Source organism: Agromyces ramosus (assembly GCF_030817175.1).
Taxonomy (GTDB): Bacteria; Actinomycetota; Actinomycetes; order Actinomycetales; family Microbacteriaceae; genus Agromyces; species Agromyces ramosus_A.
In genome coordinates this window covers 650250-669992 of the sequence record NZ_JAUSYY010000001.1, presented here as the reverse complement: position 1 = coordinate 669992, position 19743 = coordinate 650250, and the positions used below count along the sequence as shown (strand labels likewise).

The following is a 19743-nucleotide window of genomic DNA, read 5'->3' as shown; positions in this document are numbered from 1 at the left end:
CGCTCAGACGTTGAGGCGCCAGTCGGTCTCGTCGTCGGGGTCGACGACCGCGACCGATGACGTGTCGGGCGCGATGACGTCGATGCTCGTCGTGATCGAGCCCGTCTGCGGGCCGATCACCGTCGCCTCATCGCGGCGGTGACGCAGCACCGAGTTCACGTAGGAGCTGACCGCCTCGGCGAGCGGGATGTCGTGACCCGCCTGCTGGGCCATGAACCACCGGTGCTCGAGCAGTTGGTGGAACACCTCGGCAGGCTCCAGCTTGCCGCGCAGTTCGACCGGGATCGCACGCACGACCGGCTCGAAGACGCGCATGAGCCATTCGTGCGCGACCATCTCCTCATCGAGCTCGCTCTTGCCGTAGGTGGCACGATACGAGTCGAGGTCGTTGAGGAGTCGGCGTGCCTGGTTCTCGCCGGCGTCGAGGCCGGTGAGCCGGAGGAGGCGGCGCTGGTGATGGCCCGCGTCGACGACCTTCGGCTGGATGCGCACGGTCGTGCCGGCCTCGTCGGTGCGGATCGCGAGCTCTTCGATGTCGAAGCCGAGCTCGTTGAGCCGGTTCACCCGCTCGTTGATGCGCCAGCGCTCGGCGGTCGAGAACGACTCGGAGCCCGTGAGCTCCTTCCAGAGACTGCGGTAGGCCTCGACGATGCCGTTGGAGATGTTCACCGGGTCGAGCTCGTCGGCGACCTTGCCTCCGGCCTCGAGGTCGAGCAACTCGCCGGCGATGTTGACACGAGCGATCTCGAGGTCGTTCTCGCGCTGCCCGTTCGAGAGGCCGCCCTCGTAGAGCTTGCCGGTCTCGGCGTCGACGAGGTACGCGGCGAAGGCGCCGGCATCGCGCCGGAACAGGGTGTTCGACAGCGACACGTCGCCCCAGAAGAATCCCACGATGTGCAGGCGAACGAGGAGCACGGCGAGCGCATCGACGAGTCGCGTCGCGGTGTCGGGCCGAAGGGTTTGCGAGAAGAGCGCCCGGTACGGCAGCGAGAAGCGCAGATGACGGGTGACGAGGACCGGCTTCAGCGCCTCGCCATCGGCGTCGGAGCGGTTGGTGATGACCGCGACCGGGTCGACGCACGGGATGTCGAGACGCTGCAGGGAGCGCAGCATCTCGTACTCGCCCTTGGCCATCTCGGCCGTGGTCTCCTTGATCGCCACGACGTGCGCCCCGAGGTGCGCGAACCGCACGAGGTGACGCGAGATGCCCTTGGGGAGGGCCGCGATCGTGTCGTTCGGCCAGGCCTCGAGGGGGAGATCCCACGGCAGGTCGAGGAGTGCCGGGTCGGCCATGGCCGAAGTGATCGAAAGTGAGCCGCTCATCGTGGTTCAGCGTAGTCGCGGTTGAACATGGGCGCTGAACCGATCAGCGGCGCAAACGGCGATGCCGGCCGGGCCCGAGGGCCCGACCGGCATCACTTGGTTGGCGCTGGGTGTCAGGCGACGACCGGCTTCTTGCTGAGGCGGAGGCCCGTCTCGGCGTCGAAGATGTGGACGTGGCCCGGCGTGGCCGTGAGGTACACGCGCTCGCCGGCGTTGGGGTGCACGCGACCGTCGACGCGCGCGACGATGTCGGTGCGCTTGCCCTCGACCGTCGAGTGGCCGTAGAGGTAGCCGTCGGCGCCGAGCTCCTCGACGAGGTCGACGTCGACCGCGAGGCCCTCGCCCTCGTGCGGCGAGACGACGATGTCTTCGGGCCGAACGCCGATCGTGGCGACCTTGCTGCTCGTGTCGGCGAGCGCCTCACGCTCGACCGGCACGTTCGCGGTGCCGAACATGATCCCGCCCTCGACGAGGTCGGCGTGGAACAGGTTCATCGCGGGCGAGCCGATGAAGCCGGCGACGAACACGTTCTTCGGCTGCTCGTAGAGGTCGCGGGGCGTGCCGACCTGCTGGAGCAGGCCGTCCTTCAGCACCGCGATGCGGTCGCCCATGGTGAGCGCCTCGGTCTGGTCGTGCGTGACGTAGACGGTGGTGACGCCGAGGCGGCGCTGCAGCGACGCGATCTGGGTGCGGGTCTGCACGCGAAGCTTGGCGTCGAGGTTCGACAGCGGCTCGTCCATGAGGAACACCTGCGGCTGGCGCACGATGGCGCGGCCCATGGCGACGCGCTGACGCTGGCCGCCCGAGAGCGCCTTGGGCTTGCGGCTGAGGTAGGGCTCGAGGTCGAGGAGCTTGGCTGCCTCGAGCACGCGAGCGGCACGCTCGTCTTTGCCGACGCCGGCGATCTTGAGCGCGAAGCCCATGTTCTCGGCAACGGTCATGTGGGGGTAGAGCGCGTAGTTCTGGAAGACCATCGCGATGTCGCGATCCTTCGGGGGCACGTCGGTGACGTTGCGGTCGCCGATGAGGATGTTGCCCTCGTTCACCTCTTCGAGGCCCGCGAGCATGCGGAGCGAGGTGGACTTGCCGCAGCCCGAAGGGCCGACGAGGACGAGGAATTCGCCGTCTGCGACCTCGAGGTCGAGCTTGTCGACTGCCGGCCGGGTGCTGCCCGGGTAGAGCCGGGTGGCCTTGTCGAACGTGACTGACGCCATGGTTCTGTTCTCCTTCACCGGCAGGTACGTGCCGGACGATCCGTTGTGAATGGACTGCGTCGTCGATGACGCCCAATCAGTATCGCACGCGCGTGCGTGCCGAACACACACGGGAGGCGAGGGTACGCAGCGTGGACACGGCCGGCGTGCGGCATCCGTTTGGGTGATTCCCAGACACCCCTCCTACTATCGTGGTTGCGTTCGTGTGCATACGCGCGCGCCCCACAGCGACCGGAGTGACCATCGATGAGCAATGGCGGATCAACTCAGCCACGCCCCACCCGAAACGAACGCAGAGACGCGGCTCGTGAGAAGGCCCGCATCCTGCGTGAAGAGCAGAAGAAGCGGGAACGTCGCAACAAGGTCCTGATCCAGGGCGGTGTCATCGTCGCGGTCCTCGCGATCGCCGCGCTCGTCGTGAGCCTCATCATGCAGAGCACGAAGCCGGAGGGTCCCGGCCCCGAGAACATGGCGAGCGACGGCATCGTGCTCACCGGCGTCGACGGCACGATCACCGCGGTCGAGACCCCGGCGATCCCCGCAGGTGGTACGCCCACGAACACCGTGCCCGACGACAGCGGCACCGTCGCCAACATCGTCACCTACGTCGACTACCTCTGCCCCTTCTGCGGGCAGTTCGAGACCACGAACTCCGAGTCGATGCGCACGATGGTCGAATCGGGCGCGGCGACGCTCGAGATCCACCCCGTCGCGATCCTCACGAACAAGTCCGCCGGCACGCAGTACTCGCTCCGTGCAGCCAACGCCGCCGCGTGCGTCGCCGAGAGCTCGCCCGACGCGTTCTTCGACTTCAACGCGCTGCTCTTCGAGAACCAGCCCGAAGAGGGTTCGACCGGTCTCACCAACGATGAGCTCAAGGGCTTCGTCGAGCAGTCGGGGGCCTCGTCGCTCTCGTCCATCGACAAGTGCATCGACGACACCCAGTTCAAGGGCTGGGTGCAGGCCGCCACGAACCGTGCGCTGACCGAGAAGGTGCCGAACTCCGACCTCGAGTCGATCACCGGCACGCCGACCGTGCTCGTGAACGGCAAGCAGTACGTCGGCTCGCTGACCGACCCGGCCGAGTTCCAGTCGTTCGTGCTGCAGGCCACGGGTGAGACCTTCTCGGAGTCGAACTCCACCGAGACGCCGACTCCCACGCCGACCCCGGCGCAGTAGCGATCCCGTCGTCGCGAAGGCCCGGCCCGGCGCCGGGCCTTCGTGCGGTCGGCCGCGCGTCGATCGATAGGATGTTGCAGAGGCAGCCCCTCGCCGGCTTGGCGCAATTGGTAGCGCACCGCTCTTGTAAAGCGGTGGTTGCGGGTTCGAGTCCCGCAGCCGGCTCTTGACCGAAGCAGCGACCTCGGATGCCGCGCACCGGGCGGTGCCATCCGAGACGACCCACAGACACGCCCACGTCGAGCGGCCCCTCGTGCCGTTCTGGATCTCGATCACCCTCGCGGTCGTGCTCGGCGCGCTCACCGCCGTGCAGTCGCGCGTGAACGGCCAGCTCGCGGCCGAGCTCGACGACCCGTACACGGCCGCGACGATCTCGTTCGGCTCCGGGCTCCTCATCCTCCTCGTGGCCCTCGCGCTCTGGCGGCCGGGACGCACCGGCTTCGTCAAGGTGGTCGCGGGGCTCCGCGGTGGGCGCATCGCCTGGTGGATGCTCCTCGGTGGCCTTGCCGGAGCCTGGTTCGTGACGACACAGGGACTCTCGGTGGGGGTGCTCGGCGTCGCCCTCTTCACCGTCGCCATCGTGGCGGGCCAGACGATCGGCGGCATCGTCTTCGACCTCGTCGGGCTGGGGCCGGGCGGGCGCCGTCCGCTCACCGTCATGCGGGTGGTCGGCGCGGTACTCGCGCTCGTCGCCATCGGCTGGGCCGTGTCGGCGCAGCTCGTGCACGACGTGCCACTCGTGCTGATGATCCTGCCGTTCATCGCCGGACTCGGCGCCGGCTGGCAGCAGGCGGTCAACGGGCGTGTCAAGGTCGAGGCCGGCAGCGCGCTCACGGCGACGGTGGTGAACTTCGCCGTGGGCACCGCGGCGCTCGTCATCGTGATGCTCGTGCACGCGGCATCCGACGGCTGGCCCGAGGCGCTGCCCGCCGACCCGTGGCTCTATGCGGGTGGGGCGGTCGGCTGCATCTTCATCGCGGGCCAGGCGATGCTGGTACGCGTGGTCGGCGTGCTGCTCCTCGCCCTGTGCGGCGTCGCCGGCCAGCTGGCCGCGGCGCTCGCGCTCGACCTGTTCGCTCCGACCGCTGATCGACCCGTCGACCTCGCGACGGTGGGCGGCACCGTGCTCGCGCTCATCGCGGTGGCGGTCGCGTCGATCCGCTGGTCGCGGCACCGGCACGTCGCCGTCGACACCGCTGGAGTCACGTCGACGTCGTGAACCGGGCGGCGGCGATGCCGTCGGTGCTGCGCTGCGCGCGGGTTCCCTCCGGCAGCCCGCCCACGTAGAGCCAGCCCATCAGGCGCTCGTTCGCGGCGAGCCCGTGCGCTTCGGCGACGAGCGGATGTCGCGTGTGCGGGCCGCTGCGCCACATCACGCCCCAGCCGGCCTCGTCGAGCAGCAGGCTCAGCACGTGTGCGACACCGGCGGCGACGGCCTCCTGCTCCCACACGGGCACCTTGGGGTGCTCGCCGGTGACGGCGACGATCGCGAGCAGCAGCGGGGCGCGCAGCGGCTTCGCCGCGAGTCGCTCGGCGTGCGCGCCGTCGAAGCCGGCCGCGGCCGCGAGCGCCGTCCCGAGCCGCGCCCGCGCGTCACCGCGCAGCGCGATGATGCGCCACGGTGCGAGCGAGGCGTGGTCGGCGACCCGAGCCGCCGCGTCGAGCAGCGAGAGGATCGTGGCATCGTCGGGCGCGGCATCCGTCACCTTCGGCGCCGAGCGCCTCGCGAGCGCCGCTTCACGAAGCGATGGCACCGCTCAGGACTCGGCGGTGAAGTCGAGGGCGATCGAGTTCATGCAGTACCGGTCGCCGGTCGGCGTGCCGAAGCCGTCGGGAAAGACGTGGCCGAGGTGCGAACCGCAGTTCGCGCAGCGCACCTCGGTGCGCACCATGCCGAGCGAGGTGTCGTCGATGAGCTCGACGGCGTCGGGGTCGACGGACTCGTAGAAGCTCGGCCAGCCGCAGCCCGAGTCGAACTTCGTGCCGCTCTTGAAGAGCTCGGAGCCGCAGGCGGCGCACGTGTAGACGCCCGCGCGCTCCTCGTCGAGGAGCTCGCCGGTCCAGGGTCGCTCGGTCGACGCCCCGCGCAACACGGCGTACTGCTCGGCATCGAGTTCGGCGCGCCATTCCTCGTCGCTCTTGTTCACGCGGTAGCCCACGTGCGCTCCTCTCATCGGTGGTCGTATCCCACCATGGTCGCAGTTCTTGCTGTGACGGATGCAACAGCGAACGGATGCCCCGTGTTCCGCGCACGGGCACACGCCGCGTTGTTCGGCGTGCTCGCGGTAGTGGTTGCCTAGGATGTGCTGCAGGCGATGCATCCGGCACGCCCGACGGGAGGATCGCATGATCGCGGAGCGCGTGCCCGATCGCCCCGAACGGGCAGGGCTCGACGAACGGCAACTGGGCATCCTCGCATTCGAGGCCCGTGCCTGGCAGCATCCCGGCGTCAAGGCGGAGGCGATCCGCGAGGAGTTCGGCATCTCCGCGGCCCGCTACTATCGGATCCTCGGAGAGCTCATCGACTCGCCGGCGGCATTGCGGCGCGAACCGATGCTCGTGAAACGCCTGCAGCGCATGCGCGAGGCACGTCAGGCGGCGCGCACACGGCGCTCGCTCTCGATCGGCCGTCCGCTCGACTGAGCCCGGCCCCGACCCGACGACTGGACTCATGGCGCAGAAGTTTCCCCGCGATCGATTCGACGCAATCCCGCACGGCATCGATCGCGTCGGTGCGCACCGGGCGCCGGCGCGGCGCGGCGCGGGCTGGATCGCCTTCGGGTGGGCTGCCCTGGCCACCGTCGTGCTGGTCGCGGTCGGCATCGGCGCGGTCGTGGTCTTCAACGACCGGCTCAACTTCCTCGCTCCGCCGGCGTCGACGCCGAGCCCCGAGCCGGTCGTCACCGCGGAACCGACCATCGCACCCGACCTCCCCGTGCTCGTGCTGAACGGCACCACGACGTCGGGGCTCGCGGCGAAGGCGCAGGAGGCGCTCGTGGCCAGCGGCGTTCCCGTCGGGTCCACCGCCAACGCCAGCGAGAACGACCTCACCGAGACGGTCGTCTACTACGCCACGCCCGACCTCGAAGGCGCGGCGCGTGGAGTCGCGCAGTTCCTGCCCGAGGCCGACGTGCGGCTCTCCGAGCAGTTCGCGCAGATCGGCACTCCGCTCGTCGTCGTGCTCGGCGCCGACTACGCGACCGCCACTGCCGGCTGATCGCGACCGAATCGTTGCCAATCTGCGATCATTCCCGGCGCCGAACCTCTTGTGCGTTGCGGCGACATCCTTCAGGATCTGGAATTGGTCGCTCGAATCCCGTGTGAACGTCCGGCATCGCATTCGGTGCCCCGTCAGCAGGAGGGCGGGGGCCCGGTACAGGCGACTGGCACGTGCTGATCCACACACAGCAACATGGGAGCAACGCATGGCGAACGGAACCGTGAAGTGGTTCAACGCTGAAAAGGGCTACGGATTCATCACCGCCGACGGCGGTGAAGACGTCTTCGTGCACTACTCCGCCATCGACATGTCCGGGTACAAGGTGCTCGAAGAGGGCCAGCAGGTCGTCTTCGACGTCGGCACCGGCTCGAAGGGCCCGCAGGCCGAGGCCGTTCGCCCCGCCTGAGGCTCGGCCTGAGCGCGAGGCCATCACCGCCGGCGCGTTCCGTGGTCTCGGGTGCGCTCGACGCTACGATGGCGGAATGGCAGTGGGGGCCGGTCGAAGCTCGCGTCGTCGAGTGTCGATGCTCGTCGCGCTCGTCGCTGCGGCCACGCTGACCGCTTGCCAGGGTGAGGTGCTCGGGCCGCTTCCCGTGGCCACCGTGGTCGCACGGCCGGCCGGCGAGGCGCCGCCCGCCGCCGTCGCCTTCGCTCCATTGACCGGCAGGTCGGCGGATGCCGCGGCCCTCGCACATCCCTCGCTCGCCGTGAAAGTCGACAATCACGAGAACGCGCGACCCCAGATCGCACTGAATCGCACGGACATCGTCTTCGAGGAACTCGTCGAGGGCGGTCTCACGCGGTACGTCGCCGTGTGGCATTCCGACATCCCCGACGAGGTCGGGCCGGTTCGCTCGATCCGCCCCATGGACCCCGACATCGCAACGCCCTTCGGCGGCATCATCGCCTACTCCGGCGGCCAGGAGCAGTTCGTCGAGATGATGATGGCGACGCCGCTCGTGAACCTCGTCTTCGACTACGACGACACCGGCCTGTTCCACCGTGCCGACGAGCGCCCGGGCCCCCACGACGTCATCCTCGCGTCGGCTGAGGCGGTGACGCGCAACGCGTCCGTCGCTCCGCCCTCGGTGCAGTTCGCGTACGGCTCCGCAGATCCTCTTGCAGCGCCGGCCTACGTGGCCGTGCCCACGTCGAGCGTCGAGCTCGTGTTCTCCGATGAGCGGTTCCCCTCGTGGCAGTGGGATGCCGCGGCATCCGCGTGGCAACGGTCGCAGGAGGGCGCGCCCGACCTCGAGGCCTCGGGCGAGCGCGTTCGCGCCACGAACGTCGTGACGCTGCGTGTCGCCATCGACGACAGCTACGGCGAGGTGCCGCGCACCGTCATGGTGTCCTCGGGCGAGGCCTGGGTCTCGGTTGCGGGGCGGACCGCCCACGGCACCTGGGCGAAGGATGCCCCGGGCTCGCCGATCCGGCTCACCGCCGACGACGGGAGTCCATTGCGGCTCGCCCCGGGCAACACGTGGGTGGAGCTCGTGCCCGATGACGGATCGGTCGCGTTCACGCCGTGAGGTGACTGCGCGTACCCCGGGCGCGCTTGCACTCGTCGCGGTCGAGTGCCAGAATCGACTTAGCACTCGCGCGATTTGAGTGCTAATTCACGAATCTTTGAAGACGTCCGGGAAAGGACGAGAAACACACATGGCAAAGATCATTGCTTTCAACGAGGAGGCCCGCCGCGGACTCGAGCGTGGGCTGAACCAGCTCGCCGACGCCGTGAAGGTGACCCTCGGCCCGCGCGGTCGCAACGTCGTGCTCGAGAAGAAGTGGGGCGCGCCCACCATCACGAACGACGGCGTGTCGATCGCCAAGGAGATCGAGCTCGACGACCCGTACGAGAAGATCGGCGCCGAGCTCGTCAAGGAGGTCGCCAAGAAGACCGATGACGTCGCCGGCGACGGCACCACGACCTCGGTCGTGCTCGCCCAGGCGCTCGTGCGCGAAGGGCTCCGCAACGTCGCCGCAGGCGCCGACCCGATCTCGCTGAAGCGCGGCATCGAGAAGGCCGTCGCGGCCGTCACCGCTGAGCTGCTCGCCGCGGCGAAGGAGATCGAGACCAAGGAAGAGATCGCGGCCACCGCCTCGATCTCCGCCGCAGACCCCGAGATCGGCGCGATCATCGCCGAGGCGATCGACAAGGTCGGCAAGGAGGGTGTCGTCACCGTCGAGGAGTCGAACACCTTCGGCACCGAGCTCGAGCTCACCGAGGGCATGCGCTTCGACAAGGGCTACCTGTCGGCTTACTTCGTCACCGACCCCGAGCGCCAGGAAGCGGTCTTCGAAGACCCCTACATCCTGATCGTCAACGGCAAGGTCTCGAACATCAAGGACCTGCTGCCGATCGTCGACAAGGTCATCCAGACCGGCAAGCAGCTCCTCATCATCGCGGAAGACGTCGACGGCGAGGCGCTCGCGACCCTGATCGTGAACAAGATCCGCGGCATCTTCAAGTCGGTCGCCGTCAAGGCACCCGGCTTCGGCGACCGTCGCAAGGCGCAGTTGCAGGACATCGCGACGCTCACCGGCGGCCAGGTCATCTCCGAAGAGGTCGGCCTCAAGCTCGAGAACGTCACGCTCGACCTGCTCGGCACCGCCCGCAAGGTCGTCATCACCAAGGACGAGACCACGATCGTCGAGGGTGCCGGCGACGCCGAGGCCATCGCCGGTCGCGTCGCGCAGATCCGCGCGGAGATCGAGAACACCGACTCGGACTACGACCGTGAGAAGCTCCAGGAGCGTCTCGCGAAGCTCGCCGGCGGCGTCGCCGTCATCAAGGCGGGCGCGGCGACCGAGGTCGAGCTCAAGGAGCGCAAGCACCGCATCGAAGACGCAGTGCGCAACGCGAAGGCTGCCGTCGAAGAGGGCATCGTCGCCGGTGGTGGCGTGGCCCTGATCCAGGCCGGTGCACGTGCCTTCGCGACCCTCGAGCTCACGGGCGACGAGGCGACCGGTGCGAACATCGTTCGCGTCGCGATCGAGGCGCCGCTCAAGCAGATCGCGCTGAACGCCGGCCTCGAGCCGGGCGTCGTCGCGAACACGGTCGCGGGCCTGCCCGCAGGTCACGGCCTCAACGCCGCGACCGGCGAGTACGGCGACCTCATCGCGCAGGGCATCATCGACCCCGCCAAGGTGACTCGTTCGGCGCTGCAGAACGCGGCATCGATCGCCGGCCTGTTCCTCACGACCGAGGCCGTCGTCGCCGACAAGCCCGAGCGCAACCCGGTTCCGGCCGGCGACCCCACGGGTGGCATGGACTTCTAGTCCGAACGATCTGCGGCCTCGCGTCCGGATCGAAACGATGGGCGTCTCCTTCGGGAGGCGCCCATCGTCGTGTCACGGCCGGGTCGCCGTGCCGATCGCGGAGCCGATCGTCGCGAACCGCTCGCCACGGCCCGACCGCGGTCAGCGCACGAAGAGCCGCGCATTCGACTGCTCCGCGTCGGCGTACTGCGAGGCCGCGAGCCCGAGCGCGTGGTTGAGGCTCGCGAGGCTCTGCTCGACCTGCAGCTGCGTCGATCGCCAGTCGGCGACGGCGCCCTGGAACGCCGCGGACGCCTGACCCGACCACGACGACTGCAACCCGGTGAGCTGGCCGAGCAGGCCGGAGACCTCGGACTGGATGCGGCCGATCGTGCCCTGCACGGTCTGGGTCGCGGCGGAGACCTGCTCGGCGTCGACGTGGTAACTGGTCATGGGGGAGTCCTCTCACTCGGTGTACCGCCGACGCTACGCGGGCGGGACGGCACGGTGAGGCATCCGGGCGCCGGTCGTGCGCGGCATCCGACTGCCGCCCGCTGTCGAGGAGGAGTGCCGGCCGGGCTTACGCCTCGACCACGCGCTGCGGCGACGCCGGGGAACCCGCAAGCGGCAGAGAGACCCGGAAGGTGGCCCCACCGCCCGGCGTCGCGATGACGTCGACGGCGCCGTTGTGCGCGGCGACGATCGAGGAGACGATCGCGAGGCCGAGCCCGGAGCCGCCGGTCTCGCGCGTGCGCGACGTGTCGGCGCGCCAGAAGCGCTGGAAGATCTTCTCGCGGATCTGCGGCGGAATGCCCTCGCCGTGGTCGACGACCTCGATCATGGCGCGTTCGGCCGCGTCATCGATCGAGATCCGGATCTCGATCGGACTGTCGTCCGAGGTGAAGCGGATCGCGTTGCCCATCAGGTTCGTGATCACCTGGCGGATCTTGTTCTCCTCTGCGAGCACGATCGCTCGCCGCACCGGCTTCGGCGCGCGGTCGGCCGCGCGGGCCGAGGGCGCCACCGTGTCGGATTCGGCGACCGCGAGGGCGGCTTCACGCGACGCGGCTGCGGCGACGCGCGCGGATCGCTTCGAGGTTCCGGATGTCGCGGCACCGGCCTTGGCCGCCGCCGCGCCCTTGCGGCCGCTCGGGGCAGCCGGCACGTCGCTCTTCGGGCGGCGACCACGCAACCGCGCGAGCGTCGCCCCGGCGAACGAGATCGGGCCGGTGAGGGGGACCCGTGCCGCCGCGGCGTCGAGCTCGACTTCGAGGTCGGGGGCGGGCGCGCTCGGGGCATCCGTGCCGGCCAGGTCTTCGGGCGCGATCACCGTGACGACACGCGAGGGGTTCGCGGCCATCGTGTCGAGCGCCGCGTCGCGTGCGAGCGGCACGAGGTCGACCTCGACGAGCTCGAGCGGCTTGGCTTCGTCGAGCCGGGCCAGGGCGAGGAGGTCCTCGACGAGGCCCCCCATGCGGATGGCCTCCTTCTCGATGCGATCCATCGCCTGCCCGACCTCATCGGACGTCTGCAGTGCGCCCATGCGGTAGAGCTCCGCATAGCCGCGGACCGAGACGAGCGGGGTGCGCAGCTCGTGCGAGGCGTCGCCGACGAATCGGCGCATCTGGTCGATCGTGCGCGCGCGATCGCGGAAGGCACGGTCGATGCGGTTCAGCATCGTGTTGAGCGATCGGTTGAGCCGGCCGACCTCGGTGTTCGGCGTGGCCCCGGCGAGGCGCTGGCTGAAGTCACCGTCGGCGATCGCGGCCGCGGTGCGCTCGACCTCGCGCAGCGGCATGAACGTCGTGGTCACGAGCATGCGGGTGAGCAGGGCGCCGACGAGGACCACGCCGAACCCGAAGCCGAGGAAGATCGTGAGGTACGCGGCGAGGAGGCGCTCGGTGTCTTTCGCGGAGATCGCGATGAGCACCGGCACGTAGGTGCCATGCGGGTCGGCGGTCATCAGGGCGGCGACGGCACGGAAGGTCGGTTCACCCTCGGCGTCACGGAGCTCGAACGTCTCGAAGTGCCCGCTGTTGAGCGTGGTGACGTCGGCGCGAGACAGCATCGAGGGGTAGTCGGGAAGGCGATCGGCCTCGAGCTCGTCCCAGTTGTTGCGATCGTACTCGCCGTCGACCGTGTACACGGCGATGAAGACCTCGTCTTCGGCGGCGAAGTCGAGCTGGTTGAGGTTCATCTGCGCGCGCGGCCGGTCGGCGTCGATCTCGAAGTACTTCGTCATGTCGCCCGAGGCGATCGCCTCGAGCTTGGCGTCCATCTGGTCTTCGACGTAGGAGCGCAGCATGGCCGCCGTGCCGATGCCCGAGACGAGCAGCCCGAGCGTCAGCATGAGCACGGTGACACCCGTGATCTTGGTACGCAACGAGATGCGGTTCCACCGCTCGGAGATCTGGTTCATGGCGCGGCCGAGTCTAGGCGGCGAACCCTGAGTCAGGGCTTGGAGGACTTCAGCATGTAGCCGAATCCGCGCTTGGTCTGGATCAGCGGCTCGGTGGAGTGCTGGTCGAGCTTGCGACGGAGGTAGGAGATGTAGCTCTCCACGATGCCCGCGTCGCCGTTGAAGTCGTACTCCCACACGTGGTCGAGGATCTGCGCCTTGGAGAGCACCCGGTTGGGGTTCAGCATGAGGTAGCGGAGCAGCTTGAACTCGGTGGGGGAGAGCTCGACGGGGATGTCGCCGACGAGCACCTCGTGGGTGTCCTGATCCATGGTGAGCTCGCCGGTGCGGATGACCGCGTCCTCTTCGGCGTGCATGGTGCGCCGCAGGATCGCCTTGATGCGCGCGACGATCTCGTCGAGGCTGAACGGCTTGGTCACGTAGTCGTCGCCGCCCACCGTGAGGCCGGTGATCTTGTCTTCGGTGTCGTCTTTGGCGGTGAGGAAGAGGATCGGCGCGGTGTATCCGGCGGATCGAAGCCGCTTGGTCACGCCGAACCCGTTCATGTCGGGCAACATGACGTCGAGGATGATGAGGTCTGGTTCCTCCTCGAGCACCGCGGAGATCGTCTGGGCACCGTTGCCGACCGCTCGCACCGCGAACCCGGCGAAGCGGAGGCTCGTGGTGAGGAGGTCGCGGATGTTGGGCTCGTCATCGACGATGAGAATGCGTGGTCCATCGCTCATGGGTCGATTCTCTTAGCGTTTGCTGAATCTCACCTGTGAGTCGTGTGGATGGCGCGTCCATCGGCGGGTCGCACGATGCGGATACAGCATGCACCCGATCCCCGGTCGAGCAGCACTCGGTCGTGGTCGTCGTCGACGGCCTCGGCCATGCCGCACAGCATGGCGTGGTTGAGATCGCAGACGACGGCCGGGTTCGTGCGGGCGAGTCGGTGGAACGGGCAGGTGCCGAGCACCGTGTCGTCACCGTCGGCGCGCGGCTCGAGCCCGGCTCGTTCGAGCGCGTCCTCGAGATCGGTGGATGCCGCGGCGAGGCGTCGGCCGGCGCGCGTGGCCGCATCGCGCACGGCCTCGCGCACCGAGACATCCGGGCCGTCGCCATCCGCCCGCCCGATCGCCTCGGCCATGATCTCGCCGGCGAGCTCGTAGTGCCGGTGCGGCACGAGGACCGAGACGTCGGCGTCGGCACGCCGGTAGACCTTGGCCGGTCGGCCCGAGCCGGGGCCGGTGCGACCGCTCAGCCGCCGGAACTCGACGTCGAGCAGGCCCTCGGCGGCGAGCCGGTCGAGGTGGAACGCGGCGGTGCTGCGCGGGACCTCGACCCGCGCGGCCACGGCCTCGCGGCTGAGCGGCTCAGGGCTGCGGGCGACCGCGTCGTAGACGCGCCGCCGCACCGGATCGACGAGCGCGGAGACCGCGCCCAGCCGCCGTGCGAAGTCCCGGTCGTCGGCTGACACGCGTCGAGCATATCTCTAAAAGCAATATCCGTTGACAAAAGAATGCCGCGGGCCTAGCGTCGGCATCACCGGGGCACGGAGGCGCACATGCGCGCGGAACGAGAGGCTTGAGATGCGTGACGACGACGTGATCGTGATCGTGGGCGGAGGCCTTGCCGGTGCCCGGGCGGCAGAGGGGGCCCGGGCGGCCGGCTTCGACGGACGGCTCGTGCTCATCGGTGCGGAGGACGCCCTGCCCTACATCCGGCCGCCGCTGTCGAAGGAGTTCCTGGCCGGTACGTCGCAGCGAGGGGAGTTCGACGTGCATCCGGCCGAGTGGTACCGCGAGGAGCGCGTCGAGCTGCAGCTGGGCCGTCGCGCCGCCCGGCTCGACCCCGCTGCGCACTTCGTCGAACTCGACGGCGGCGAGGAGCTGCGCTACGACCGGCTCCTGCTCGCGACGGGCGCCTCGCCACGGCGGTTCCGCGGGCCGGGCGCCGACCTGCCGGACGTGCATGTCCTGCGCACGGTCGGCGACTCCGACGCGCTCCGCGAAGCCCTCTCCACGGGCGGGCGTCGCGTCGTGATCGTCGGCGCGGGCTGGATCGGCCTCGAGGTCGCCGCCGCAGCGCGCGGCTACGGCAACGACGTCGTGGTGCTGGGGCGCGAGGCCGTGCCGCTGAGCGCGGCCATCGGCGACGCCGCCGGTTCGGTCTTCGCCGACCTGCATCGCGACCACGGCGTCGACCTGCGGATGTCGACGAGCGTCGCGAGCATCGTCGGAGCCGACGGCAGGGTCACCGGCGTCGAGCTCGAGGGCGGCGAGATCGTTCCCGCCGATCTCGTGGTCATCGGCATCGGTGCGATCCCCGAGACCGGGCTCGCCGAGGCTGCGGGCCTCACGATCGAGAATGGGGTGTCGACGGATGCCGCATTCCGCACGAGTGCCCCCGACGTCTACGCCGTCGGCGACGTCGCCAATGTCTTCCACCCGGTGCTCGCGCGCGCCATTCGCATCGAGCACTGGGCCAACGCCGAGAATGCCGGCAGGGCGGCCGGACGCTCGCTCGCCGGCGAGCGGGTGGAGTACGACGAGATCCCCTACTTCTACACCGACCAGTACGATCTGGGGATGGAATACTCCGGCTACGCCGCGCTCGCCGCGGATGTCGATCCGCTGTTCCGCGGCGACCGCGACGCACGCGAGTTCATCGCGTTCTGGCTCGCCGAGGGCCGCGTCGTCGCCGGCATGAACGTGAACGTGTGGGACGTCAACGAGGCGGTGCAGCGACTCATCCGCTCGCGTGCCGTCGTCGATCCCGCCCGGCTCGCCGACCCCGCAGTGCCGCTCGACGAGCTCGTCGCCGGGGCATCCGCGTGACCGTTGACGGGCCGCACGGCTGGGTCGAGCCGAAGCTCGCACACCCGGTTCGACGCATCGCCGGCGCCGACGTCGACTTCCGCCGCACGATCGCGATCATGGCTGTCGTCAATCGCACGCCCGACTCGTTCTACGACCGGGGCGCGACGTTCGGGCTCGACGAGGCCGTCGCGGCGGCCACCCGGGCCATCGCCGAGGGCGCCGCATGGGTCGACATCGGCGGCGCGCGGTTCGGCCCGGGGCCGGCGATCCCCGTCGCGGAGGAGATCGACCGCGTGGTGCCCGTGGTGGAGGCGCTGCGCGGCTCGGGTGCGGCGATCTCGGTCGACACCTTCCACGCCGAGGTCGCGCGGGCCGCGGTCGCGGCCGGAGCGCATGTGGTCAACGACACGACGGGCGTACACGACCCGGCGCTCGCCGAGGTCGTGGCGTCGAGCGACGCGACGCTCGTCATCACGCACAGCCGTGCGCAGCCCAGGCAGTGGTTCCCGCGGCCGCACTACGACGACGTCGTCGGCGAGATCAGCGCGTTCCTCGAAGAGCGGGTCGGCCTCGCCGTCGCCCACGGCGTGCCCGAGCATCGCATCGTGCTCGACCCGGGGCACGACCTCAACAAGAACACGTTGCACTCGCTCGAGCTCACGCGCCGCTTCGGCGAGCTCACCGCGCTCGGCTTCCCCCTCCTCGCCGCCGTGTCGAACAAGGACTTCATCGGCGAGACACTCGATCGGCCCCGTGAGCAGCGGCTGGCCGGGTCGCTCGCCGCCGCGGTCTTCTGCGCGCTGCAGGGCGCGCGCATCCTGCGCATGCACAACGTGGCGGAATCGGTCGACGCCGCACGCACGGTCGAGGCGATCCTCGGCTGGCGGCAGCCCGCCCACCTCCGCCACAACATGGTCGACGGGCCGAACGAGGAGCCATGAGCCAGCAGGCCGCCATCACCCGAGACGAGCTCCTCGAGGCCTACGCCCTCCCCGAACGCAGCACGCCCCGCGTGCGCATGAACTTCGTGATGAGCCTCGACGGCGCCGTCACCGTCGACGGACGCAGCGGCGGACTCGGCGATGCGAGCGACCGGCTCGCGATGCAAGTGCTCCGCACCCTCGCCGACGTCGTGCTCGTCGGCGCGGGCACCGTGCGCGCCGAGGGCTACAGCGGCGTGCGAGTCGGCGATGCGGATGCCGCGTGGCGAGCCGCGCACGGGCTCGCGAGCCAGCCGCGCATCGCCGTGATCTCCTCCCGGCTCGACTTCGACCCCGAGCACCCGTTCTTCGCGGAGGCGACCGGGCGTCCGATCGTGGTGACGCACGCGGGGTCGCCGGCGCACCGCCGCGAGGCGCTCGCCGACGTCGCCGACGTGCTCGTGTGCGGCGAGGCCTCCGTCGACGTCGACCTCATGCTGCGCGCGCTCGCCGAACGCGGGCTGCCGCAGGTGCTCTGCGAGGGCGGGCCGCACCTCTTCGGCTCACTCGTCGGAGCCGACCGGGTCGACGAGCTCTGCCTCAGCCTCAGCCCGATGATCGTCGCCGGCGACCCCGAGCGCATGGTGCGCGGTGTGGGCGAGCTGCAGCGGCGCATGCGGCTCGTGCACGCGATCACCGCGGGCGACCTGCTGCTGCTCCGCTACGCGCGCGCCGGGTAGGCGAGTACGCGACCGGTCACCCGAACGGCGACCCGCGTACCGACGGGCAGCAGGCCCGCAGCCGTGACCCGTGCCTCGAGCCGGAGGTCACCGGCGACGACGGTGAGCATCGCGTCGTGCCCGGTGTAGCTGACGCCGGTGACGACCGCGGCGGGCCCGCCGACGGCTTGGGCTTCGGCGTCGGCCGCAAGCGGCGACAGTGCGAGCTCTTCGGGGCGCACGAGCACGGCGACGGATGCCCCGTCGACGGGTGCCTCGAGCGGTGAGGCCGTCGCCGCGTCATCCGGCACCCAATCGGCGGGCAGCCGGCCGAGCGCGCAGGCCACCTCATCGCCGTGCCAGGTGCCCGGCAGGAACACGGCGTCGCCGACGAACCCGGCCACCCATGGCGTCGCCGGACGGCGGTAGACCTGCTCGGGGGTGTCGAGCTGGAGCAGCTCGCCCCCGCGCATGACGCCCACGAGGTCGGCGATCGAGAGGGCCTCGGCCTGGTCGTGCGTCACGAGGATGCCGGTGACGCCCGCTTCGCGGAGGAGCTCGCGCACCGAGCCGCGCAGGTCCGCGCGCAGGATCGGGTCGAGCGCGCCGAACGGCTCGTCGAGGAGCACGACGTCGGGCGCCGAGGCGAGCGCCCGGGCGAGGGCGACGCGTTGCGCCTGGCCGCCCGAGAGCTGCGCGGGCAACCGGTCGCCGAGCGCGCCCAGGCCCACGAGCGCCAGCAGGCGCTGCACGTCGTCGCGAGTCGCGGCACGTCGGGCGCTCTTCGCCGAACCGCGAGCGCTCGGCAGGCCGAAGGCGATGTTCTCCGCGACGGTGAGGTGCGGGAAGAGCGCCGCGTCCTGCGGCACCCATCCGATGCGCCGCTTCTCGGGGGCGAGGTGGATGCCGTGCGTGGTGACCATGCGGGTGCCGATGCGGATCTCGCCGGCGCGCGCACGCACGAGCCCGGCGATCGTGCGCAGGAGGGTCGTCTTGCCGCATCCGCTCGGCCCCACAATCGCGAGCAGCGAGCCGTCGGGCACGTCGAGGCTCACCGAGCGCAGCACGTCGGCCGCGTCGTAGCCGACCACCAGGTCGCGCACCTCGAGCCGGCTCATGCGGTCGCCTCCTCGAGCTCGCCGGCACCGGCGCGCGCGTGGGAGAGCAGGAAGGCGGGCACCGCGGCCACGAGGATGAGCGTGACCGCGTACGGTGCTGCGGCGCCGTAGGCCGAGACGTCGGTGCGCGACCACAGCTCGGTCGCGAGGGTGTCGGTGCCGGTCGGGCGGAGGAGGAGCGTCGCGGGCAGTTCCTTCATCGCGGTGACGGCCACGAGCAGGGCCGCCGCCGCGATGCCCGGCCGGGCGAGCCGCGCGGTCACGAGCCACCAGGTGCGGAGACGGCCGTTGCCGAGGGTGCGCGACACATCTTCGAGGGAGGTCGGCACCTGTGCCGTCGCCCCCCGGATGCCGCCGATCGCCTTCGGCATGAACAGCACGCCGTACGCGAAGGCGAGCACGAACGCGGTCTGGTAGAGCGCCGGCACGGCGGCAAGCGAGAAGAAGACGAGCGAGAGTCCCACGACGATGCCGGGGAGCCCGAGGGCGAGGTAGCCCGTCGTCTCGACGGCGCGAACGACGCGGCCGCGGTAGCGGGCGGCGAGGACGCCGATCGGCAGGGCGAGCGCGATGGCCACGAGGGCACCGCCCGCCGACAGCAGCACGGTGTTGCCGGTGGCCGCCACGAGCTCGGCGGGGTGGAACGCCCTCAGCGTCTGCGCCTCGAACAGGCGAACGACGAGCACCGTGACGGGCACCGCGACCGCGAGCGCCGACGGCACCGCGAGCAGCACCACGGCGGGTGCCGTCCACTGCCCGAGGCGCACGCGGCGCTGGCGCGGCTGGCCGGTGACGGCGCCGAACTGCCGAGCCGCCCTGCCCCGCGCGAACTGCTCGGCGATGACGACGGTGAGGGCGAGGAGCACGAGCAGGCTCGCGAGGATGGCCGCGTAGTCGCGGTTGAAGCTCGCGCCGTAGGCCTGCTGGATCGCCGTGGTGAGCACCTGATAGCGGAACAGGGCGACGCCGCCGAAGTCGCTCAGCGTGTACAGGCACACGAGGAGCGCGCCGGCCAGCACCGCCGGCCGGATCTGCGGCCAGGTGCCGAGCCGGAACGCGGCCAACGGTCCGCGGCCGAGCGTGCGGGCGACGTCGTCGAGCCCCGTCGTGCCGGCGCGGAGGGCCGCCGCGACCGGGAGCGTCACATACGGAACCGCGACGAGGGTGAGCACGAACCAGGCGGCCCAGAACCCCTGCATCCACGGCAGCGCCGCGAGCCAGCCATACGCTGCGAGGTACGACGGAACGGCCAGCGGCAGGGCTGCGAGCACGGTCCACACCGCTCGGGCGCGCAGTCGAGCGCGGGCGAGCAGGAACGCACTCGGCACGCCGATCGCGACGGTCGAGAGCGTGACGGATGCCGCGAGCAGCACGGTGTTGCCGATGAGCACGGGCACGCGCGGCCGATCGAACACCGCGAGCACGTCCTCGAATCCGGCAGAGCCGACGCGCACCAGCAGGTAGCCGAGCGGGATCGCCGCGAGCGCACACGCGACCACGGCCGCCACGAGCAGTGCTCGTGGCGGCCGTGCGGCGCGCAGGTGGGGCATCCGTTCAGCCTATGGCCGAAGC

Annotated in this window: 20 protein-coding genes and 1 tRNA gene; 11 read left to right on the top strand and 10 right to left on the bottom strand. The window is 70.5% G+C overall.

All coding sequences use genetic code 11. The annotated features are described in order from the left end of the window. Positions 1–3: 3 nt before the first annotated feature. Positions 4–1323 carry a DUF4032 domain-containing protein gene (locus tag QFZ26_RS03235; RefSeq protein WP_307039208.1) on the bottom strand — a complete coding sequence of 440 codons (1320 nt, stop codon included), beginning with the start codon at positions 1321–1323 and terminating at the stop codon, positions 4–6. A gap of 113 nt (positions 1324–1436) precedes the next feature. After that, a complete protein-coding gene (locus tag QFZ26_RS03230; protein ID WP_307039206.1) occupies positions 1437–2537 on the bottom strand; it encodes an ABC transporter ATP-binding protein in 1101 nt (366 codons plus the stop codon). 246 nt (positions 2538–2783) lie between these two features. Here QFZ26_RS03230 and QFZ26_RS03225 point away from each other — a divergent pair, with 246 nt between their 5' ends. The 3 genes from QFZ26_RS03225 (at position 2784) to QFZ26_RS03215 (ending at position 4935) form a co-directional block, all read left to right on the top strand. Continuing rightward, entirely contained in the window at positions 2784–3716 is a 933-nt protein-coding gene (locus QFZ26_RS03225) for a DsbA family protein (RefSeq protein ID WP_307039204.1), read from the top strand. A 92-nt stretch (positions 3717–3808) separates the two neighbouring features. Beyond that, positions 3809–3881 (top strand) — tRNA-Thr (locus QFZ26_RS03220). A gap of 1 nt (position 3882) precedes the next feature. Continuing rightward, positions 3883–4935 (top strand): DMT family transporter, encoded by a 1053-nt coding sequence (locus QFZ26_RS03215; RefSeq protein WP_307039202.1) that lies wholly within the window; start codon positions 3883–3885, stop codon positions 4933–4935. Here QFZ26_RS03215 and QFZ26_RS03210 read toward each other — a convergent pair. Together QFZ26_RS03210 and msrB are read right to left on the bottom strand one after the other, a co-directional pair. Then, positions 4919–5470 (bottom strand): nitroreductase family protein, encoded by a 552-nt coding sequence (locus QFZ26_RS03210; protein WP_307039200.1) that lies wholly within the window; start codon positions 5468–5470, stop codon positions 4919–4921. The genes QFZ26_RS03215 and QFZ26_RS03210 overlap by 17 nt on opposite strands. A 3-nt stretch (positions 5471–5473) precedes the next feature. Next, positions 5474–5875 (bottom strand): peptide-methionine (R)-S-oxide reductase MsrB, encoded by a 402-nt coding sequence (gene msrB, locus QFZ26_RS03205; RefSeq protein ID WP_307039198.1) that lies wholly within the window; start codon positions 5873–5875, stop codon positions 5474–5476. Positions 5876–6062: 187 nt separating this feature from the next. Between msrB and QFZ26_RS03200 the strand changes: the two genes are divergently transcribed. From QFZ26_RS03200 to groL, 5 genes are all read left to right on the top strand, one after another. Further along, entirely contained in the window at positions 6063–6359 is a 297-nt protein-coding gene (locus QFZ26_RS03200; protein ID WP_307039196.1) for a DUF3263 domain-containing protein, read from the top strand. A 28-nt stretch (positions 6360–6387) separates the two neighbouring features. Further along, positions 6388–6933: a LytR C-terminal domain-containing protein gene (locus QFZ26_RS03195; protein ID WP_307039194.1), complete on the top strand. Its 546-nt coding sequence runs from the start codon at positions 6388–6390 to the stop codon at positions 6931–6933. A gap of 208 nt (positions 6934–7141) precedes the next feature. Further along, positions 7142–7342, top strand: a complete 201-nt coding sequence (locus QFZ26_RS03190; protein ID WP_307039192.1) for a cold-shock protein — start codon at positions 7142–7144, stop codon at positions 7340–7342. Between the two features lie 76 nt (positions 7343–7418). Next, positions 7419–8465, top strand: coding sequence for a DUF3048 domain-containing protein (locus QFZ26_RS03185; RefSeq protein ID WP_307039190.1), 1047 nt, complete (start codon positions 7419–7421; stop codon positions 8463–8465). A gap of 130 nt (positions 8466–8595) precedes the next feature. Continuing rightward, positions 8596–10215 carry a chaperonin GroEL gene (gene groL, locus QFZ26_RS03180; RefSeq protein ID WP_307039188.1) on the top strand — a complete coding sequence of 540 codons (1620 nt, stop codon included), beginning with the start codon at positions 8596–8598 and terminating at the stop codon, positions 10213–10215. Positions 10216–10356: 141 nt separating this feature from the next. Here groL and QFZ26_RS03175 read toward each other — a convergent pair whose 3' ends face one another. From QFZ26_RS03175 to QFZ26_RS03160, 4 genes are all read right to left on the bottom strand, one after another. Further along, positions 10357–10647, bottom strand: a complete 291-nt coding sequence (locus QFZ26_RS03175; protein WP_307039186.1) for a WXG100 family type VII secretion target — start codon at positions 10645–10647, stop codon at positions 10357–10359. Between the two features lie 127 nt (positions 10648–10774). Next, positions 10775–12613, bottom strand: coding sequence for a sensor histidine kinase (locus tag QFZ26_RS03170; protein WP_307039185.1), 1839 nt, complete (start codon positions 12611–12613; stop codon positions 10775–10777). 32 nt (positions 12614–12645) lie between these two features. After that, positions 12646–13338 carry a response regulator transcription factor gene (locus QFZ26_RS03165; RefSeq protein WP_129521658.1) on the bottom strand — a complete coding sequence of 231 codons (693 nt, stop codon included), beginning with the start codon at positions 13336–13338 and terminating at the stop codon, positions 12646–12648. A 29-nt stretch (positions 13339–13367) separates the two neighbouring features. Continuing rightward, entirely contained in the window at positions 13368–14072 is a 705-nt protein-coding gene (locus QFZ26_RS03160) for a helix-turn-helix transcriptional regulator (RefSeq protein ID WP_307039183.1), read from the bottom strand. Between the two features lie 112 nt (positions 14073–14184). Here QFZ26_RS03160 and QFZ26_RS03155 point away from each other — a divergent pair, with 112 nt between their 5' ends. From QFZ26_RS03155 to QFZ26_RS03145, 3 genes are read left to right on the top strand one after another with little or no spacing between them, the layout of a single operon-like run. Next, complete coding sequence (locus QFZ26_RS03155) at positions 14185–15432, top strand: NAD(P)/FAD-dependent oxidoreductase (protein ID WP_307039181.1); 1248 nt, start codon at positions 14185–14187, stop codon at positions 15430–15432. After that, a complete protein-coding gene (gene folP, locus QFZ26_RS03150) occupies positions 15429–16355 on the top strand; it encodes a dihydropteroate synthase (RefSeq protein ID WP_307039178.1) in 927 nt (308 codons plus the stop codon). The genes QFZ26_RS03155 and folP overlap by 4 nt, the downstream gene beginning before the upstream one ends. Beyond that, complete coding sequence (locus QFZ26_RS03145; protein ID WP_307039176.1) at positions 16352–17074, top strand: pyrimidine reductase family protein; 723 nt, start codon at positions 16352–16354, stop codon at positions 17072–17074. Before folP ends, QFZ26_RS03145 begins: the two co-directional genes overlap by 4 nt. Here the strand turns inward: QFZ26_RS03145 and QFZ26_RS03140 are convergent. Together QFZ26_RS03140 and QFZ26_RS03135 are read right to left on the bottom strand one after the other, a co-directional pair. After that, positions 17056–18171: an ABC transporter ATP-binding protein gene (locus QFZ26_RS03140; RefSeq protein ID WP_307039174.1), complete on the bottom strand. Its 1116-nt coding sequence runs from the start codon at positions 18169–18171 to the stop codon at positions 17056–17058. The genes QFZ26_RS03145 and QFZ26_RS03140 overlap by 19 nt on opposite strands. Next, positions 18168–19721, bottom strand: coding sequence for an ABC transporter permease (locus tag QFZ26_RS03135; protein WP_307039172.1), 1554 nt, complete (start codon positions 19719–19721; stop codon positions 18168–18170). The genes QFZ26_RS03140 and QFZ26_RS03135 overlap by 4 nt, the downstream gene beginning before the upstream one ends. Positions 19722–19743 lie beyond the last annotated feature (22 nt).